The following is a 14,482-nucleotide window of genomic DNA, read 5'->3' as shown; positions in this document are numbered from 1 at the left end:
GGAGAACAGTGTTCTCGGATGAGTTCACTGTACACTGACGCTATGTCCGCACCGTCCCTGCGCGCCCGGGTCCGCTCGGAGATGAGCCAGGAGATCAAGGACGTCGCCCGCCGGCACCTCGCCACGGACGGCGCCAACCTCTCTCTGCGCGCGGTGGCCCGCGACCTGGACATCGTCGCCTCGGCGCTCTACCGCTACTTCCCGAGCCGCGACGCCTTGCTGACCGCGCTGATCATCGACGCGTACGACGCCCTCGCCGACGCGGCCACCGTGGCGGAAGCCGCCGTCCCGCGGGACGACCTGCGCGGGCGCTGGCTGGCCGTCTGCCGCGGCGTACGCAGCTGGGCGCTCGCGCATCCCGCCGAGTACGGCCTGCTCTACGGCGCGCCCGTTCCCGGCTATGCCGCCCCGCAGGACACGGTCGAGCCGGCGGCCAAGGTCATCCTCCTGCTCGTCGACATCGTTGTCGACAGCAACGAACCGGTCCGGCCACATCCGCTGCCTGCACCGGTGCGTGCCGACCTGCGTCGCCTGATCGACCAGCGTTCGGGCGATCTCGCGGAGGAACGACTGGACCGCGTCCTGGTCGCCTGGACGCAGCTTTACGGGTTGCTGAACTTCGAGGTGTTCGGCCGTCTCGACGACCTGATCGCGGACCGCGCTGACTACTTCGACCACCACATGGCCCTGATGGCCGACCTCAACGGTCTGCCGCGGTGACCCTCGCCCAGTTCACCGAACACCGCGGCCTCCTGTACGGCGTCGCCTATCGCATCCTCGGCAGCGTCACCGACGCGGAGGACGTCGTCCAGGACACCTGGGTCCGCTGGAGCCGCGTCGACACCGCCACGGTCGAGGACCCGGAGGCCTACCTCGTCAAGGTCGCCACCCGCTTGGCGATCGACCGCCTTCGCAGCGCCGCGGTACGACGCGAGTCCTACGTCGGACCGTGGCTGCCGGAGCCGATGCTCACCACCGCCGACGCAGCCGACGACGTCGTCCGCGCGGACTCCGTCTCGACCGCGATGCTCCTGGTTCTGGAGGCGTTGGCGCCCATCGAGCGCGCGGTGTTCGTCCTCAACGAGGCCTTCGGCTACCACCTCACCGAGATCGCGAGCATCCTCGGCCGGCGCGACGACGACGTCCGTCAGGTGGCGCGTCGAGCCCGGACCGCGGTCGCCGGCCGGCGGCGCAAGTACGACACGGATCCGGCGACGCAGCGACAAGCCACCGAGCGCTTCCTCGAAGCCTGCCTGGGCGGAGACCTGAAGGCGTTGATGGAGATCCTCGCTCCGGACGTCACCCTGATCAGCGACGGCGGCGGCCTCACCGGCGCTCCCCGCAGGCCCATCCGCGGCCCGCAGTACGTCGCCCAGGCGATCCTCCTGCTCTCCCAACGCCGCCCTGCCGGCTCACACGTCGTACTGCGTCTGCTCAACGGAGCCCCCGGCGTCGTCATCTACTCGGGCACCATGCCGGTCATCGCGGCCACGCTTCATCTGGTCGACGGCGCGGTCGCCACGATCCATGTCGTCAGCAACCCAGCGAAGCTCAACGGCGTACTGCCGTGACCTGACTCACTCCACCCGGCTGTCACGCTTCCTCGAGCTGTCTCGTCCGTGAGGCGCCAACAATCACTCACGGATCGGAGCCCGATGTACGCCGCGTACCTGACAGCCACGCTCCTCGCCGCGACCCTCACCGGTGCGGCGGCCATCGCGAACTTCGTCGGCCACAGCTACCCCAAGTCCGAGGCCGACCGCCTCAAGGTGCCGCACTCCTGGATGCGTCCGCTGGGTGCCCTCCTCGGCGCCGGCGCCACCGGCCTGCTCGCGGGACTGGTCGCTCCGCCGCTCGGCGTCCTCGCCGCGGCCGGCCTGGTCCTCTACTTCGTCGGCGCGCTGTTCGCGCACCTCAGGGCCCACGACTTCCAGCTGGCCGCCTGGACGCTGTTCTTCACCGCCTCGGTGGCCGCCCTGGTCACCAACCTCAGCTATCACTGACGCACCTGTGACCCTCCCCCTTGTTCGCACGACCGTGCCGTCACCAACGGTCGGCTCGCGGACGAGGCCGGCGTGAGCAAGGACGGGCTGTACGCGCATTTTCGGGTCGAAGCAGCGCCTCGAGTCGATCGCCACCACTGCCCGCACCCGCGGCCACCTCGAGCCCGACCCAAGGCCGCGCCTCCACCCCCGCGAGAGCCCGCACCGGAGACCGGTTGTGCTGACCAAGCACACACCGACCGCGAGTCCTCCGGGGAAACCTGACAACGTCGTCCCCTTCTCGGTCGGCGCGCCCGGACCTACCGTGAGCCCGTCACACTCACTCTCCAGGAGGGGATCCGCTCGTGAGAGACGTTCGGAGAAGTCTGTTCGCGGTGACCGGGGCGTTCGCCCTGATCGCCGCGACGCTCGCGGTGCCGGCCACAGCCGGTGCCGGGGCTACGGCAGTTACTGGGGGAAACACCGAGTACCTCGTTCTGCTCGAGGTAGGCGCGGACCGCAACCAGGCCATCGCAGCGGTCAAGGCCGCCGGCGGTGAAGTGGTCAAGGAGAACGCACACCTGGGCACGCTGACCGTGCGCGCGGCCGCGTCCGGTTTCGTCACCCGCGTGTCGGCGTCCAGCGCGGTCGAGGGTGCGGCGCGCAGCCGGCCGATCGGCGCCGTACCGCAACTGAAGCAGCGTAAGACCGTCGAGCACGAGAACGGTGGCACCGGCAAGGGCCGGGCCGCGAAGAAGTCCGTCGGCATGGACCCGCTCGACGCGCAGCTGTGGGGTCTGCGGATGGTCCGCTCCGACCTCGCACGGACGGTCCAGCCGGGCAAGAAGTCGGTGAAGGTCGGCGTGCTCGACTCCGGCATCGACGCCCGCAACCCGGACATCGCGCCGAACTTCGACTGGAAGCTGTCCCGCAACTTCGCCCCGGACATCCCGGAGATCGACGGTGTCTGCGAGTTCCGCGGTTGTGTCGACCCGGTCGGCTGGGACGACAGCGGCCACGGCACCCACGTGGCCGGCACGATCGGTGCCGCGGTCAACGGCCTCGGTGTCTCCGGTGTCGCGCCGAACGTGACGCTGGTGCAGATTCGCGGCGGCCAGGACAGCGGCTACGTGTTCCTCGGCCCGGTCACGGACGCCCTGACGTACGCCGGTGACGTCGGGCTCGACGTGGTCAACATGTCCTTCTACGTCGACCCGTGGCTGTACAACTGCATCAACAACCCGGCCGACAGCCCGGAGGCGCAGGCCGAGCAGCGCACCATCATCCGGGCGATGACCCGGGCGCTGAACTACGCGCACAAGAAGGGCGTCACGCTCGTCGGTTCGCTCGGCAACAACCACGAGGACCTCGGCAAGCCGCGGACCGACGTCAGCAGCCCCGACTTCCCGCCGAACACGGCGTACCCGCGGGAGATCGACAACGCGACCTGCTTCGACCTGCCGATCGAGGGCCCGCACGTGATCGGGGTGTCGGCGCTCGGTCCGTCGACGAAGAAGGCCGACTACTCGAACTACGGCCTCGAGCAGATCGAGGTGTCCGCACCGGGTGGCTGGTTCCGCGACTACTTCGGTACGCCGCAGTTCCGGACGAACGAGAACCTGATCCTGTCGACGTACCCGGTGAACGCCCTGCAGGCCGCCGGTCTGGTCGATGCGGCCGGCAACATCACCCCGTCCGGGCTCGCGGCCGGTGCGCAGAAGGCGTGCCCGGCGGGCGTCACGGACTTCACCAAGTGCGGGTACTACTACGTGCTGCAAGGTACGTCGATGGCCTCGCCGCACGCGACCGGTGTGGCCGCGCTCATCGTGAGCGAGTACGGCAAGAAGAAGGGTCGCGATTTCGGGATGAACCCGGACAAGGTCGGCCGGATCCTGATGGACACCGCGCAGCCCCGGGCATGCCCGAACCCGCCGCTGCAGACCTACACCAACGAAGGGCGGTCGGAGGAGTTCAACGCGCTCTGCGAGGGCACGCGGAACTTCAACGGTTTCTACGGTCACGGCATCGTCGACGCGTACGCGGCGGTGACCCGCCACTGACCTGAGCCGGCCGCCTGCGCCTGCGACTCAGGCGCGGCAGCGGCCGGTCAGCTCGTCGGCCCTGGGCGGCGGTCCGGAAGTTCGGGGCCGCCGTCCGGCTGTTCCGCGGGCCGGCATCGCCTCCGGGATCAGGGTGAGGTACCGGCGCCGCAGCTGGTGCGCCCGCGCCTCGTCGCCGAGGTGATCTCCGGGATCACGATGCAGAAGTACGGTCGCAAGTCGCTCCACACACCGGCCTCGCACTAGACGCCGGCCGTTGACCGCTATCGCGCTGTTAGGGTGGTGAATCGATGTTCCTGCTGCAGATGTCGGGTGTTCCAGGGTCTGGAAAGTCGACCGTCGCCGCCCACGTCGTCGACAACTTCGGTGCGGTGGCCGTCGACTACGACGTCATCAAGTCCGCCGTCCTCGACGCGGGTGTCGACCTCGCCGGCAGCGCCAAGGCGGCGTACGAGGTCATGTACGCGCTGGCTCGTCAAATCCTCGGCCAAGGCCGTCCCGTGGTCATGGACAGCCCGTGCTTCTGGCCGAGGATCCTCAACGAGGGCATGGAAATCGCCCGGGCGTACGACGCGAGCTACCGGTACATCGAGTGCCGGATCCATGACCTGGGACTCCTCGACGAGCGGCTCGCCCACCGCCCACGCCTCAGAACCCACCGCCGCAGCGTGAACCTCCCCCCGCCCGACCTCGGCGACCAGCCGACGGACGGGGAGGCGCTGTACCGCGAAGCCTGGGACAGTATCCAACGTCCCGCGGACAATTACCTCCAACTCGACATGCACCGCCCACTGACCGAACTCCTCCCCGAGGTCAACGCCTACCTCAGAGCGCCCCGGGGTGCCGGCTCACGCACGCCGCGAACACCCACTGTGTCCCTCAGCCAAGTATGAGGGAGCGGCTCCCGGTCGCGCGCGGGAAGGGATAGTCCTCGAAGGCGGCGCTCGTAGTCGTTCATGGTGTAGGCCGGCAGCGGGAAGTACGCCAGGTCGTCCGTGCCTGGAACCCGCCGGGCAAGGCTGAGGTCGCAACGCAGGAAGAACGCGCGTCTAAGAGGGTCTCGATCACGACCTGACCACCGGTAGGCGTCGTCGAGTTTTGTTCGTCCCTTCTTGGTGTTCGGAGTCCAGATGTTGGCGCTTACGACGTCAGGCAGTTCGTCGTAGGGTTGCCAGAGCAGGGCATCACTCGGAAGCCGTCGCCTTCGCCGACGACGCGGTGGACGTGGAGGTCGAGAGTCGGCCGCTTGCCGGATCCGTTCTTCGACATCACCACCCCTGAGCGCGTCGAGTAGGCCACGGACTTACACCATCTCAGGGGGCAGCCAGCCGTCGTCAGAACCGTGTACGCAGCAGAAATCGCGCGACGACCATGAATTTCGGCAGGATGCGTCGTTGTATGGAACGGCTCGGCGCGGGCAAGCGCGCGGCCTCGGAGTCGGGGTGGTCGGCGGATTGGCCAGATTCGCTCGACTGATGGCTTCGTACCCGGGTGGCGTACACAATGGGCCGATGGAGAGGTCACCGGAGCCTGAGGCGCTTGATGAGACCGGAGCTGTGCTCGGCTGGCTGGCGTTCCACCGGGATGCGCTGGCCGCCAAGTGCGAGGGCCTGACCGCGGCACAGCTTGTTACGGCGTCGGCTCCACCGTCGTCCCTGACGCTGCTCGGATTGGTCCGGCACCTCACCGAGATCGAGCGGGACTACCTCGTCAACGAACTGAGCGGACGAAACACTGGTTTCGTCTACACAGATGATGACGAGGATGCCGACATCGAGCGTCTCGACGCCTCGATGGTGGGCGACTCAATGGCACGCTGGGGCGACGAGCGGGCCGAGGCCGACGCCATCCTCGGCCGGTACGACGACCTGTCGGCACTCGGGCCGTCCGGGAAGTACCCGGTGCGGGTTTACGTGCTCAAGGTGCTCCAGGAATACGCCCGCCACAACGGCCACGCAGACATCATCCGTGAACGCATCGACGGCGTCCGAGGCGAGTGACGCTCGCCTCGACCCCACGGCATCGATTCAGACTCGATCGACAGATACTTGGCCCGCCGCGGGCGACGATCGCCAGACTCCGTCTCTCGACATAGCGCGCTGTCGAGACTGACCGCGTTGCCAGCCCACCGATTCTGCCTGCACCGCCATAGGGAACCGACCAACTGAGTCGGGCTTGCGGCGCTTCCGAGCCAAGCCTTCTGGCGCAAACGTGCAAGGGGACCGTTCTGAGATCCGTGATCCGGCAGGATTCGATCCCGTCCTCGATCAGCTGGCCGAGGATTTGGTCCTCGGAGTGGTACCCATGCCCCTTGCTGCCGCCGATGAGCGGATGGACTTCGGACCGCTGCAGCAGCGGGTGAACACCGCTGAAGAGTTCAGTCAACTAGCGCGTCGCCGTGGTGCGCGGTGCGAAGGCGCGGCTGTGGACCCGCAACCGCAACGACATCAGCGACCGGTTCCCCGACATCGTCGCTGCGGTCGAGGCCCAGCTTCCCGAAAGCGGTGGTGATGGACGGCTCGAAGTCGATTCTGCCGGGGTCGCGGTGATCGACGAGCTCACCCGTGGGCCATGCGACCAGATCAGCAATGGTTCGCGGGGAGTTTGACTGTGGGCGGCACCTGTCGAGCACGCCGCGGACGGCAATTTGCTGTTACGCCGCGAGGGGTGTGGGTCGTTGCGATGGCGGCGAGTAGGAGCGTCGGTACTGCGGCACGCGTTGACGGAAGTGCCACAGTGTCGGGTGAATCAGCCGTTTACCGGATCTGCCGCGATCCGGTGCTGTCAGCCGATCAGCGGTTGTGTGTTGGCAGGTCCTCAGCTCTGCAGGAGTGCTTCTCGTGCTGCGATCCGGACTCCGGCCGGGGCAAGCCAGAAGCGGTAGGCGGTCGCCATCAGTTCCGCTGCACGCTCCGGGCGAACTTAACCGTAACCAGTGCCGAAGCCCGGGCAGGCCACGGCGGAGATCCGGTCGGCCTCACTGTTCGCGTTGTGTCTGCTGATCGCCACCAACTCCGCCCAGAACGCGTCGTGCACGGCGATATCGCGACCATGCGTTAACGGCCTTGGGACGCGCATGGTCGGCGCGTACACGAGCCAACGACATTTGTCGTATCCCGTCGGCACCACATCAGCGGTTCCGACCGGCTGGTAGCCGAGGTGGCGCTCTGCCATGTGTGCCCAGACGGCGCGCTGGACCCCGGGGAGTGCTGCGGCGACCGCGCGATCGACCCCTCCGCTCATCTCGCCGTAGCTGTTGCCGGCGGTGATGACGGCGTCGACTTCACCAAGGACCGAGTCGATGGGTGCAGTGCTGACCTTCACACGCGCGGACCACTCAGCGAAGGCTGTTCGCCAGTGTCGGCAAGTGACTTATCGAGGTCGACCAAGAGGAGCGTGGGCCGCTCACGATCATCGCTCATGGCCCGATGCTACGACGCTCAGAACGCCCGCTTCTGCCGCGTTCCGCGCGCTCATACCGGGTCGAGGCCGGTTCACGATGGATGCTCTAGCATGCTTGGTCATGTCATGGGTTCTGGTGGCTTGGGATGGGCCGGTGCCGGCCAGCGCCGACGACGCTGCGCGGATTTTCGAGGAGTTGGAGTCCTCGGTTAGCGAGGACGACCCACCGACAGACGCGATCCGTGGCTACGTCGAGGAGTTGCTTGCTCGGTGGCCCGACATCACAGAAGACCGGAGCGAGGACTCTCCGTGGGCGGATGGTCCGCTGATCGCCAACGCCTCCGGGCCGCTGTTTGTCTTCTCGCTTGGCCTACGTTCGCTGAGCGAGTCGATCCCGTACTGCACCGAGGTCGCCAGACGTCGCGGAATCGTCCTGTACGACCAGGAGCAGGAAGAGGTCTACTCACCGGCAGGCATCCCAGCAGTAGTCTCAGCGCCGGCTCATGCGTCCTCGCCCCGACGATGGTTCTTCCGTCGCAGGTAGGCCTTTGCCAGTGCGACGCACGGATCTGCCGCGATCGGGACAGAGGCGTCCGACAAGGCCGCGACTACCGCGGCGAACGTCGTCCAAGTGTGTTAGGCAGATACCACTTCGGCGCCAACCTGAGGAAGGGTTATGACACCTGCACATCTTGCCGTCGAGAACGAGGACCTGCCGAGGCTGCGGGAGCTGCTCGATGGCGGTGTCGACGTCGAAGAGATCGATGGCGGTCTGACCTTGCTCCAGCACGCGGTCGATGTCGAAATCGATGGACACACTCAGACCGGCGAACCGCTTCACGTCGACGTCACGGCGTACCTCCTCGCCCGAGGCGCAGATCCACTTGCATCGCCTGTAGGCGGCGGGGTGGGCTCTGCTCTCCACATGGCTTTGCTCGGTGGCCACTGGCTTGCGGTCTCTCTGATGGAAGCCTTCCCTGCGCGGGAAGCGTAGATCCAACGCCCTCATCTGCCGCTGATCGTGAAGCTCGGAACTGCCGATGTGAGGTGACGCTTGGATGCGCTGCCCACCGGAGCCACCGTCGAAGCCGACGGCAAGCCAGCTCAGGGGAGCAGGCTGCACTACGTGCAGTCCGCGTACGCCAGCCCAAGCCCGCAATGGCGACAACGGAAGAGGTAACCCGTCAGGTCTCCGTCAGCACTAAGGTTCCGCATCGCCGCGTCGTCCCAACCTCCGTCCAAGCGGAGCGACTCCACCGCGCCAGGCAACGCTGACACCTCTTCCCAGCCAGCTCGACCGAGGAACTCCGCGCCGTCGGCGCAGTGGAACATCCAGCGTTCCTGCTGCCACCCCGCGAAGCCCGGAGTCCGACGCACGATCTCCTCCAGGACCGCCGCCGGTACGTCACTCGGCGCGCCATCCGCCGTCGTGAAGTCCGCATCGAACTGATCGGCAGCGCTCCCATCCGCAATGCACCACGGACAGAGGAACTCGACCTCCTCGACGGCGTACACCGGGCCGGCGTACACGAACCCACGAGCCTTACCGCATCGCTCGCACACCTCCGCAGATTCAACAACAGATCCCGTGGCGACAGGGTCGGGGTGGTATGGAAACCGCGGTAGTTCGTCGCTCATGCCGGAAGCATCATGGATTGGCTGACGTTGGCACAACCACCCCGGGGGCGATCCGTCACGTCCTCTCATGCCGCTGTCCGCGCGCGCTCATGCCGATGTCAGGGCGTGCTCAGATACCTGTTGGCCAAAGTTCGAACTCACGCGGTCGCACCGAGGCCATCTTGCCGAGAACGCCAAGGGGCGGTTCCCCATCTGCCTCAAGAAGAAGGATGGAGTCGCTCACTCGTAGCGTGACTACAGCACCCTCGACGTCCTCGACCAGGCCGATCAATGACGTCTCATCCTCTGTTCGCGCAAATCCGGCGGAGACCTTAAGGTTCTCGCCCCAGACCAGGGGGCCGACAGTCTCCACCTCCACATCGTGGGTCTCGTCAGCGCTTGGAAGCTCCTCACCCCGCCACCGCGCTGTCAGATTGCCCACCGGCGTCTCACATTCCACGATCGCCGGTTCGTCGTCATGAACCGTCAGTACCTTGATCAGCACCTAGCCGATCCTGCCCAATCGGTGCACGCGTCACGTCTGGATTTGCCGCCGACAGTGCGCTCAACTGCCGATGTCAGTGCTCCGGGGCGAGTGTCGACTCCTTCGATCGTTTCGGCGAGCTGGCCGCGAGAATCGTGGTTCGTTCTGCAGGATCTGCTGCGACGCGCACGATCACGCCGAGGTCAGCGAGCACCTCATACCTTGGCTCAATCCCACCAGAGAGTAACGAGGCGGGAGTCAGGTGGGACTTCGACCTGCTGTAGCGGAGGTGCACCGTTCCACCAATCGTCCCCTGGCGCGTTCGGACTGAGCGCGACTGCCCACGACCCGACATCGGTCGGCGAGGCCGTGGTGACGACGTACACGTGATCGCTGAAGGGCCAATCGTCTGGGTCCATCACCTCGGAGACACCTACCCAGACGCTGTGAACCTCGGGGCGGTCCCGCATCGCGCTCAGAACCTCGTAGAACCGCGCAGGGCCAGGGTGGTCCGACAGGTTGCAACCAATCGATGCAGGATCTTCGTTCCCGTCGAAGAACAGCTCCAGACTGACAACAGGCTCCGGTCCAGATCCATCGTCATACCCGCCCTGTCGGGCAATCTCCGCGTGCAGATCTTCCAGCATGTCGCTCCCGTTCTCAACGCTCCCGGACTGTCCAGCCTGGCATGACAGGCACGCCGATGATTTACAAGATCCAAGACCGAACCTCAACCCATCGGACCAAGGCAGCAACTTCCGGATCTGCCGCGATCCGGGCTTCCGACTGTCGCACATCACGTGGCGGACGAGTGTCACGCATCAACCGTCGGAGGACACTTGCTCCTCGCACCGTGTCATGTCGTCTGCCAGTTGATGCTTGACGGTTCGGTGCCACCTGATGGTTGACACCCTCGTCTAGGAAACCGAGGGTACGGCGCTCGTCCGCTCGTCCGCTCGTCCGCTCAGCCGATGAGCGTGCGCGAAGGTGGCGGTGACCGCGGCCTGGCCTGGCGTAACTACATGCCGGTGCCTACGCCTTGGTCGCGATCACCATGTAACCCTCGACCTCCGGGTCGAACGTGCTCTTCTCGACCCTTAGTCCGACGCTGTGCAACTCAGAACCGAGTTCGTCGTATCGGTAGGGCCAGCACGACAACAGTTCCGAGCGGACAAGGACCGACCCATCCGCGTCGACTCGCGCGACAGCAATCTCGATGTGGTGCTCCTGCTCCCAGTGCGGCGCAATCTCCCAGCGATATATGACGAGGGCATCGCGGCCATTTCGGCGGACCAGTTGGTCACGGATGTCCAGCCGGGAGCCGCCAGCGCGCACGAGTTCCCAAGTCCGGGAGGTGAGAACCAAGCGTCCTCCAGGACGCAGTAGGCGTGACATCGACTCCAGTGCGGCCAACCTGCCGCTCGCGCCCTCGGCATGGTGCAAGGAGTTGCCGACGCAGAACACCATGTCGAAGCTGGCGTCGTCGAAATGGTCGGGCAACTCGTGCCAGCCGGCTCGAACTGTCCGTAAAGATGCAGCTAGCTCCACAGCCAGCTTTTCAGTCCGACGAATCATCACTGCGCTGGCGTCGCTCGCGACAACCTGCATGCCGAGACCAGCGAGACCTACAGCCAGTTGCCCGGTACCGCATGAGCTATCGAGAACGTGAGCGTTTGGCGGAAGCAGACCGATGACGTCATCGAACGCCGCCGCGAACTCGGCGGGAGTCAACTTCGCGTCCGAGATAAGCCACTCGTACACCTCGGCAAGCGCGTCATAGCCCGTCACAACGACCACCTCCGTCAACTTGGCAGACCCACGGTGGCACGCCAGTACATCAGTAGGGCAAATCAGTCACCACCGCTTTTCCCGTGGAGTATCCGTCCGCTCATGCCGCGATCCGCGCTGTCAACTGCCGAATTCAGGACGTCTCCTCGCCGGCGTGTGGTGTCGGGCGAGGCGAGTCGCTGTCAGGATGATCCGCATGACGAGTTGGACCTCACTTCGAGATGCCTACGGCACGGCCGGGCCCGTCGAAGCGCTCCTTAGACGTGGCGACACGCAAGATCGCACCATCTGGGACGAACTATGGTCGCGGCTTTGTCACCAAGGCACGGTTTACAGCGCCAGCTACGCCGCGCTGCCCCGGCTGGCAGACTTGGCGGCACGCCAGGATCCGTCCGGCTTCGTCGAGCCCCTCTTTCTGGCCACCTGCATCGTGGCATCAACCGACGGCCCAGAGGAGCCAGCGGCCGTTCGGACCCGGTACGCCGACACGATCCGGACGCTGCGTGAAGTGGCCGAGGGACTGGTGCCGCTTGCCGCCGACGACACCGACTTCATCTACCGAGCACAAGCCGTCCTCGCAACCGAAAGCGGTTCTGTATGGGCGACGCGCCTAGACGCCCTAGCGGATCAGGAGCTGGAATTCGCGTGCCCCGGCTGCGACGAGCAACTCGTCATCGGCTTCGAAACCTCGGCCGCGCACGTCAAGCAGTTCGGCGACGGTTCCGTGGGACAGACGACGGTTGCGCCATGCGACCCAGGCCAGCTCACAGGTAGCGAGGCACGTGCCTACGACCTTGCAACCACCCACCGGCGACCGCAGGTTGCCAAACAGCTGCTGGACCTTTTCGGCATCTTCCAGTGCCCCGTTTGCCACTCCACAGGGCGTACGTCGGCGGCGCTCGGCTGACTGACCCGAGCGGCCCGCCCGGTTCGCACGGATCTGCCGCGTTCCGCGCGTTCGTGCCGATGGTCGCGCGCGGTGCTTCAGGCGGAAACCTTCGGGCCACCGCGGATGGGCTGCTCGGCCTGTATCCGGTCACGGTTGTCGTGGGTGCGCAGGTCGTAGCAGTCGAAGTAGATCTTGGCGATCAGTTCGCCGCGGCTGTTGACGGCGGTCTTCTCGAAGATGCTCTTGAGGTGCTGCTGCACAGTGTGCGGGGACAGCGACAGTGCGTGAGCGAGATCGGTGGTGGATCCTCCCCGCAGGATTAGCTGGGTCACCTCCTGTTCCCTCACGGTCAGGCCGTAGATCGACATCAGCAGTGGAGCGATGCGGTTGGGGTGAGCCTGCTGGATGATCACCGTGACTTTCGAGTCCTTGTTTGCGCCTGTGACCGCACCCTGGACGTCGGCCCAGCGTCCGTTCGTCATCGGTACCCGAACCGCCGAGACGCCCCCGGCGCCGCTGCCCTCGGCCTCTCGCAGCGCCGCGGCCGCGGCCGCGAGAACACTCGTTGGCACACCGTCCTGGCAGCCGTCGTCGTCAGGCAGGAACGAGAACCATTCCTCCGCACCAGGGCTCATTGACTCCACTTCGCCGCCGACCGTCAGGACGACCAGTCCGGGTGCGTCCAGTCGCTCCGGTTCGGTGGCCTCCCCGACGAGCAGCCCCCGACGGACCCCCTCGGCGATCAAGGGCGCGGCGGCCGCCATGAAGCTGATTTCGTGCTCCGAGAACATCGGGTCACCCGGTGCACGATTCAGGCGCGTCGTACCCCAGTTCTCACCGTTGGCGGATCGCAGCGCGACAAGGAGCTCTTGCGCCATGCCATGGGGAATCATGACTTCGACGTAGATCGGGCTGCGCTCGGGATGGCCACCCGTGGCTTCGTGCAACGTCAGGACGCCGCGCGGGCTGTGCACGACGTCCGCGGTCTTGATGAAGTCGTCGGTGAGAAGCTCCCACCGCATGTAGTCGCCCGGATCGATGTCACAGCCCTCGCCGTAGATGCTCGTGACGAGGTGCGACTCGGGGTCGATCGTGAACCAGAACGGGCTGTCGATGGTCGCCGTTCCATTGCTGACCCGTTGGGTCACAATCGGGTTCATCTGGTTGACGAACGCGGCGACATCGAGGCCGGCACACGACAACCGACGGATGCGTGCCAGCGCCGCCTGTTCTGCGTGGCGTCCGGCGGCTGTGATCCTGACCTGTGGCACGCCGCCTCCTCTCCCCGATACCAGAATCATGGCATGGCGGACCGCTCGGCGCTGGAGTTCGCTGGCCATCAGGAACCAACCACAACGAACGAGCGGAGCCGATCATGACGCAGGATCACCTGGCAGCCACGGGAGAGGAACTGGCACGCCGATACGTGGACACCTTCAACGCCCGCGACATGGACGCGTGGGTCGCACTCTTCGCCGAGGACGGCGTGATCTACGACCCGTTCTTTCCGGAACCCTCGAAGGGCCGGGGGGCCATCGAGAACGTGCAGAAGAGCGTCCTGCGTGCGTTCCCCGACATGCAGTGGCGGCAGCTTCGCCCTGCCATCGCGGTCGGCGACCGGGTCGCCGTCGAGCTGGGAGTGAGCGGGGTCAATGCCGGGCCACTGGAGATGCCGGGCGGTGAGCTGCCCGCGACGGCTCAAGCAATTTCCTTCGAGTCGGGCACCTTCTGGCGGCTCGCACCCGACGGTCTGATCATCGAGGAGCGGTCGTACTTCGACGCGACCGGGGTCGCCGCCCGGCTCGGAATGGTGCCCTGACCATGCCAGCTCTCTCGACGGCAGCGGGGTAACCGCACGCACTTGCCGCATTCCGCGCGCTCATGCCAAAGAGCGCCCGCTGGCCGATATGGGCACGACCGTGGCAACGAATCGAGCGCGGAACCATGCAGCTGCCATCTGCGCGGCGCTGTCGGGTGTCGTGACGCGGGCGTCGAGGCCTCGGGAGCCTGAGGTCGATGCCCGCGTCGACCCCTTACACGATGCCAGGGAGTGTGCGCCGAGCCGCCGTCGGCGTCCAGGGGCAGCGAGACTTTCGGCCGCCACCTCACCCGTCCACCGGACTCGCGCAAGGGCTCCCGGAGCCGAAGCATCTTGCCGCTGGTCTTGTCTCGTACCTGGTCAGGACCACGCCGCCGGGAAACGTCCGCGTCTCCACCAGGTTCAGGTTCACCCAGCTGTCCAGCGCGGTGAAGAACGGTG

18 protein-coding genes are annotated in these 14,482 nt (G+C 66.3%); 11 read left to right on the top strand and 7 right to left on the bottom strand.

From position 1 onward, the window contains the following. The first annotated feature begins 42 nt into the window (after positions 1-42). From E1218_RS03145 to E1218_RS03120, 6 genes are all read left to right on the top strand, one after another. A complete protein-coding gene (locus E1218_RS03145) occupies positions 43-720 on the top strand; it encodes a TetR/AcrR family transcriptional regulator (RefSeq protein WP_132316020.1) in 678 nt (225 codons plus the stop codon). Continuing rightward, the gene (sigJ, locus tag E1218_RS03140) at positions 717-1,571 is read left to right on the top strand and encodes an RNA polymerase sigma factor SigJ (protein WP_132316018.1); all 855 of its coding nucleotides are present in this window, start codon (positions 717-719) and stop codon (positions 1,569-1,571) included. Before E1218_RS03145 ends, sigJ begins: the two co-directional genes overlap by 4 nt. An 84-nt stretch (positions 1,572-1,655) precedes the next feature. Next, complete coding sequence (locus tag E1218_RS03135) at positions 1,656-2,003, top strand: DoxX family protein (RefSeq protein ID WP_132316016.1); 348 nt, start codon at positions 1,656-1,658, stop codon at positions 2,001-2,003. Between the two features lie 344 nt (positions 2,004-2,347). Next, positions 2,348-4,042 (top strand): S8 family serine peptidase, encoded by a 1,695-nt coding sequence (locus tag E1218_RS03130; protein WP_132316014.1) that lies wholly within the window; start codon positions 2,348-2,350, stop codon positions 4,040-4,042. Positions 4,043-4,332: 290 nt separating this feature from the next. Beyond that, positions 4,333-4,935, top strand: coding sequence for an AAA family ATPase (locus E1218_RS03125; RefSeq protein WP_132316012.1), 603 nt, complete (start codon positions 4,333-4,335; stop codon positions 4,933-4,935). Positions 4,936-5,553: 618 nt separating this feature from the next. Beyond that, positions 5,554-6,042 carry a mycothiol transferase gene (locus E1218_RS03120; RefSeq protein WP_165949103.1) on the top strand — a complete coding sequence of 163 codons (489 nt, stop codon included), beginning with the start codon at positions 5,554-5,556 and terminating at the stop codon, positions 6,040-6,042. Here the strand turns inward: E1218_RS03120 and E1218_RS38065 are convergent. Further along, on the bottom strand, positions 6,005-6,427 hold the full coding sequence (locus E1218_RS38065; RefSeq protein WP_407657564.1) for a nucleic acid/nucleotide deaminase domain-containing protein: 423 nt from the start codon (positions 6,425-6,427) through the stop codon (positions 6,005-6,007). The genes E1218_RS03120 and E1218_RS38065 overlap by 38 nt on opposite strands. A gap of 13 nt (positions 6,428-6,440) precedes the next feature. Here E1218_RS38065 and E1218_RS03115 point away from each other — a divergent pair, with 13 nt between their 5' ends. Continuing rightward, positions 6,441-6,650, top strand: coding sequence for a hypothetical protein (locus E1218_RS03115; protein WP_132316008.1), 210 nt, complete (start codon positions 6,441-6,443; stop codon positions 6,648-6,650). Between the two features lie 314 nt (positions 6,651-6,964). Here E1218_RS03115 and E1218_RS03110 read toward each other — a convergent pair whose 3' ends face one another. Next, complete coding sequence (locus E1218_RS03110; protein WP_132316006.1) at positions 6,965-7,366, bottom strand: macro domain-containing protein; 402 nt, start codon at positions 7,364-7,366, stop codon at positions 6,965-6,967. Between the two features lie 199 nt (positions 7,367-7,565). Between E1218_RS03110 and E1218_RS03105 the strand changes: the two genes are divergently transcribed. Both E1218_RS03105 and E1218_RS03100 read left to right on the top strand, forming a co-directional pair. Continuing rightward, positions 7,566-7,988, top strand: a complete 423-nt coding sequence (locus E1218_RS03105) for a hypothetical protein (RefSeq protein ID WP_132316004.1) — start codon at positions 7,566-7,568, stop codon at positions 7,986-7,988. 132 nt (positions 7,989-8,120) lie between these two features. Continuing rightward, entirely contained in the window at positions 8,121-8,438 is a 318-nt protein-coding gene (locus E1218_RS03100; protein ID WP_132316002.1) for an ankyrin repeat domain-containing protein, read from the top strand. Between the two features lie 128 nt (positions 8,439-8,566). Here the strand turns inward: E1218_RS03100 and E1218_RS03095 are convergent, their stop codons facing one another. The 4 genes from E1218_RS03095 to E1218_RS03080 all read right to left on the bottom strand — a co-directional run bounded on the left by E1218_RS03095 (position 8,567) and on the right by E1218_RS03080 (position 11,333). Further along, positions 8,567-9,082, bottom strand: coding sequence for a CbrC family protein (locus E1218_RS03095; RefSeq protein ID WP_132316000.1), 516 nt, complete (start codon positions 9,080-9,082; stop codon positions 8,567-8,569). A gap of 109 nt (positions 9,083-9,191) precedes the next feature. After that, on the bottom strand, positions 9,192-9,566 hold the full coding sequence (locus tag E1218_RS03090) for a hypothetical protein (protein ID WP_132315998.1): 375 nt from the start codon (positions 9,564-9,566) through the stop codon (positions 9,192-9,194). A 206-nt stretch (positions 9,567-9,772) separates the two neighbouring features. Further along, positions 9,773-10,192 (bottom strand): hypothetical protein, encoded by a 420-nt coding sequence (locus E1218_RS03085; RefSeq protein WP_132315996.1) that lies wholly within the window; start codon positions 10,190-10,192, stop codon positions 9,773-9,775. Positions 10,193-10,577: 385 nt separating this feature from the next. Further along, entirely contained in the window at positions 10,578-11,333 is a 756-nt protein-coding gene (locus E1218_RS03080) for a class I SAM-dependent methyltransferase (protein WP_132315994.1), read from the bottom strand. A 196-nt stretch (positions 11,334-11,529) separates the two neighbouring features. On the opposite strand from E1218_RS03080, the gene E1218_RS03075 reads away from it, so the two are divergent. Next, a complete protein-coding gene (locus E1218_RS03075; RefSeq protein WP_132315992.1) occupies positions 11,530-12,240 on the top strand; it encodes a hypothetical protein in 711 nt (236 codons plus the stop codon). Positions 12,241-12,317: 77 nt separating this feature from the next. Here the strand turns inward: E1218_RS03075 and E1218_RS03070 are convergent, their stop codons facing one another. Beyond that, entirely contained in the window at positions 12,318-13,562 is a 1,245-nt protein-coding gene (locus E1218_RS03070; protein WP_132315990.1) for a helix-turn-helix transcriptional regulator, read from the bottom strand. A gap of 35 nt (positions 13,563-13,597) precedes the next feature. Between E1218_RS03070 and E1218_RS03065 the strand changes: the two genes are divergently transcribed. After that, a complete protein-coding gene (locus tag E1218_RS03065; protein WP_132315988.1) occupies positions 13,598-14,041 on the top strand; it encodes an ester cyclase in 444 nt (147 codons plus the stop codon). The last annotated feature ends 441 nt before the right edge of the window (positions 14,042-14,482 follow it).

It is taken from the genome of Kribbella turkmenica (assembly GCF_004348725.1).
Lineage (GTDB): Bacteria > Actinomycetota > Actinomycetes > Propionibacteriales > Kribbellaceae > Kribbella > Kribbella turkmenica.
The sequence above is the reverse complement of the archived record's forward strand: the minus strand, read 5'-3'. Positions and strand labels throughout refer to the sequence as shown.

Coding starts and splice junctions, on each gene's coding strand:
- E1218_RS03145 (WP_132316020.1), top strand. CDS start 43: ATGTCCGCACCGTCCCTGCGCGCCCGGGTCCGCTCGGAGATGAGCCAG.
- E1218_RS03135 (WP_132316016.1), top strand. CDS start 1,656: ATGTACGCCGCGTACCTGACAGCCACGCTCCTCGCCGCGACCCTCACC.
- E1218_RS03125 (WP_132316012.1), top strand. CDS start 4,333: ATGTTCCTGCTGCAGATGTCGGGTGTTCCAGGGTCTGGAAAGTCGACC.
- E1218_RS03120 (WP_165949103.1), top strand. CDS start 5,554: ATGGAGAGGTCACCGGAGCCTGAGGCGCTTGATGAGACCGGAGCTGTG.
- E1218_RS03105 (WP_132316004.1), top strand. CDS start 7,566: ATGTCATGGGTTCTGGTGGCTTGGGATGGGCCGGTGCCGGCCAGCGCC.
- E1218_RS03100 (WP_132316002.1), top strand. CDS start 8,121: ATGACACCTGCACATCTTGCCGTCGAGAACGAGGACCTGCCGAGGCTG.
- E1218_RS03095 (WP_132316000.1), bottom strand. CDS start 9,082: ATGAGCGACGAACTACCGCGGTTTCCATACCACCCCGACCCTGTCGCC.
- E1218_RS03085 (WP_132315996.1), bottom strand. CDS start 10,192: ATGCTGGAAGATCTGCACGCGGAGATTGCCCGACAGGGCGGGTATGAC.
- E1218_RS03075 (WP_132315992.1), top strand. CDS start 11,530: ATGACGAGTTGGACCTCACTTCGAGATGCCTACGGCACGGCCGGGCCC.
- E1218_RS03070 (WP_132315990.1), bottom strand. CDS start 13,562: ATGGCCAGCGAACTCCAGCGCCGAGCGGTCCGCCATGCCATGATTCTG.
- E1218_RS03065 (WP_132315988.1), top strand. CDS start 13,598: ATGACGCAGGATCACCTGGCAGCCACGGGAGAGGAACTGGCACGCCGA.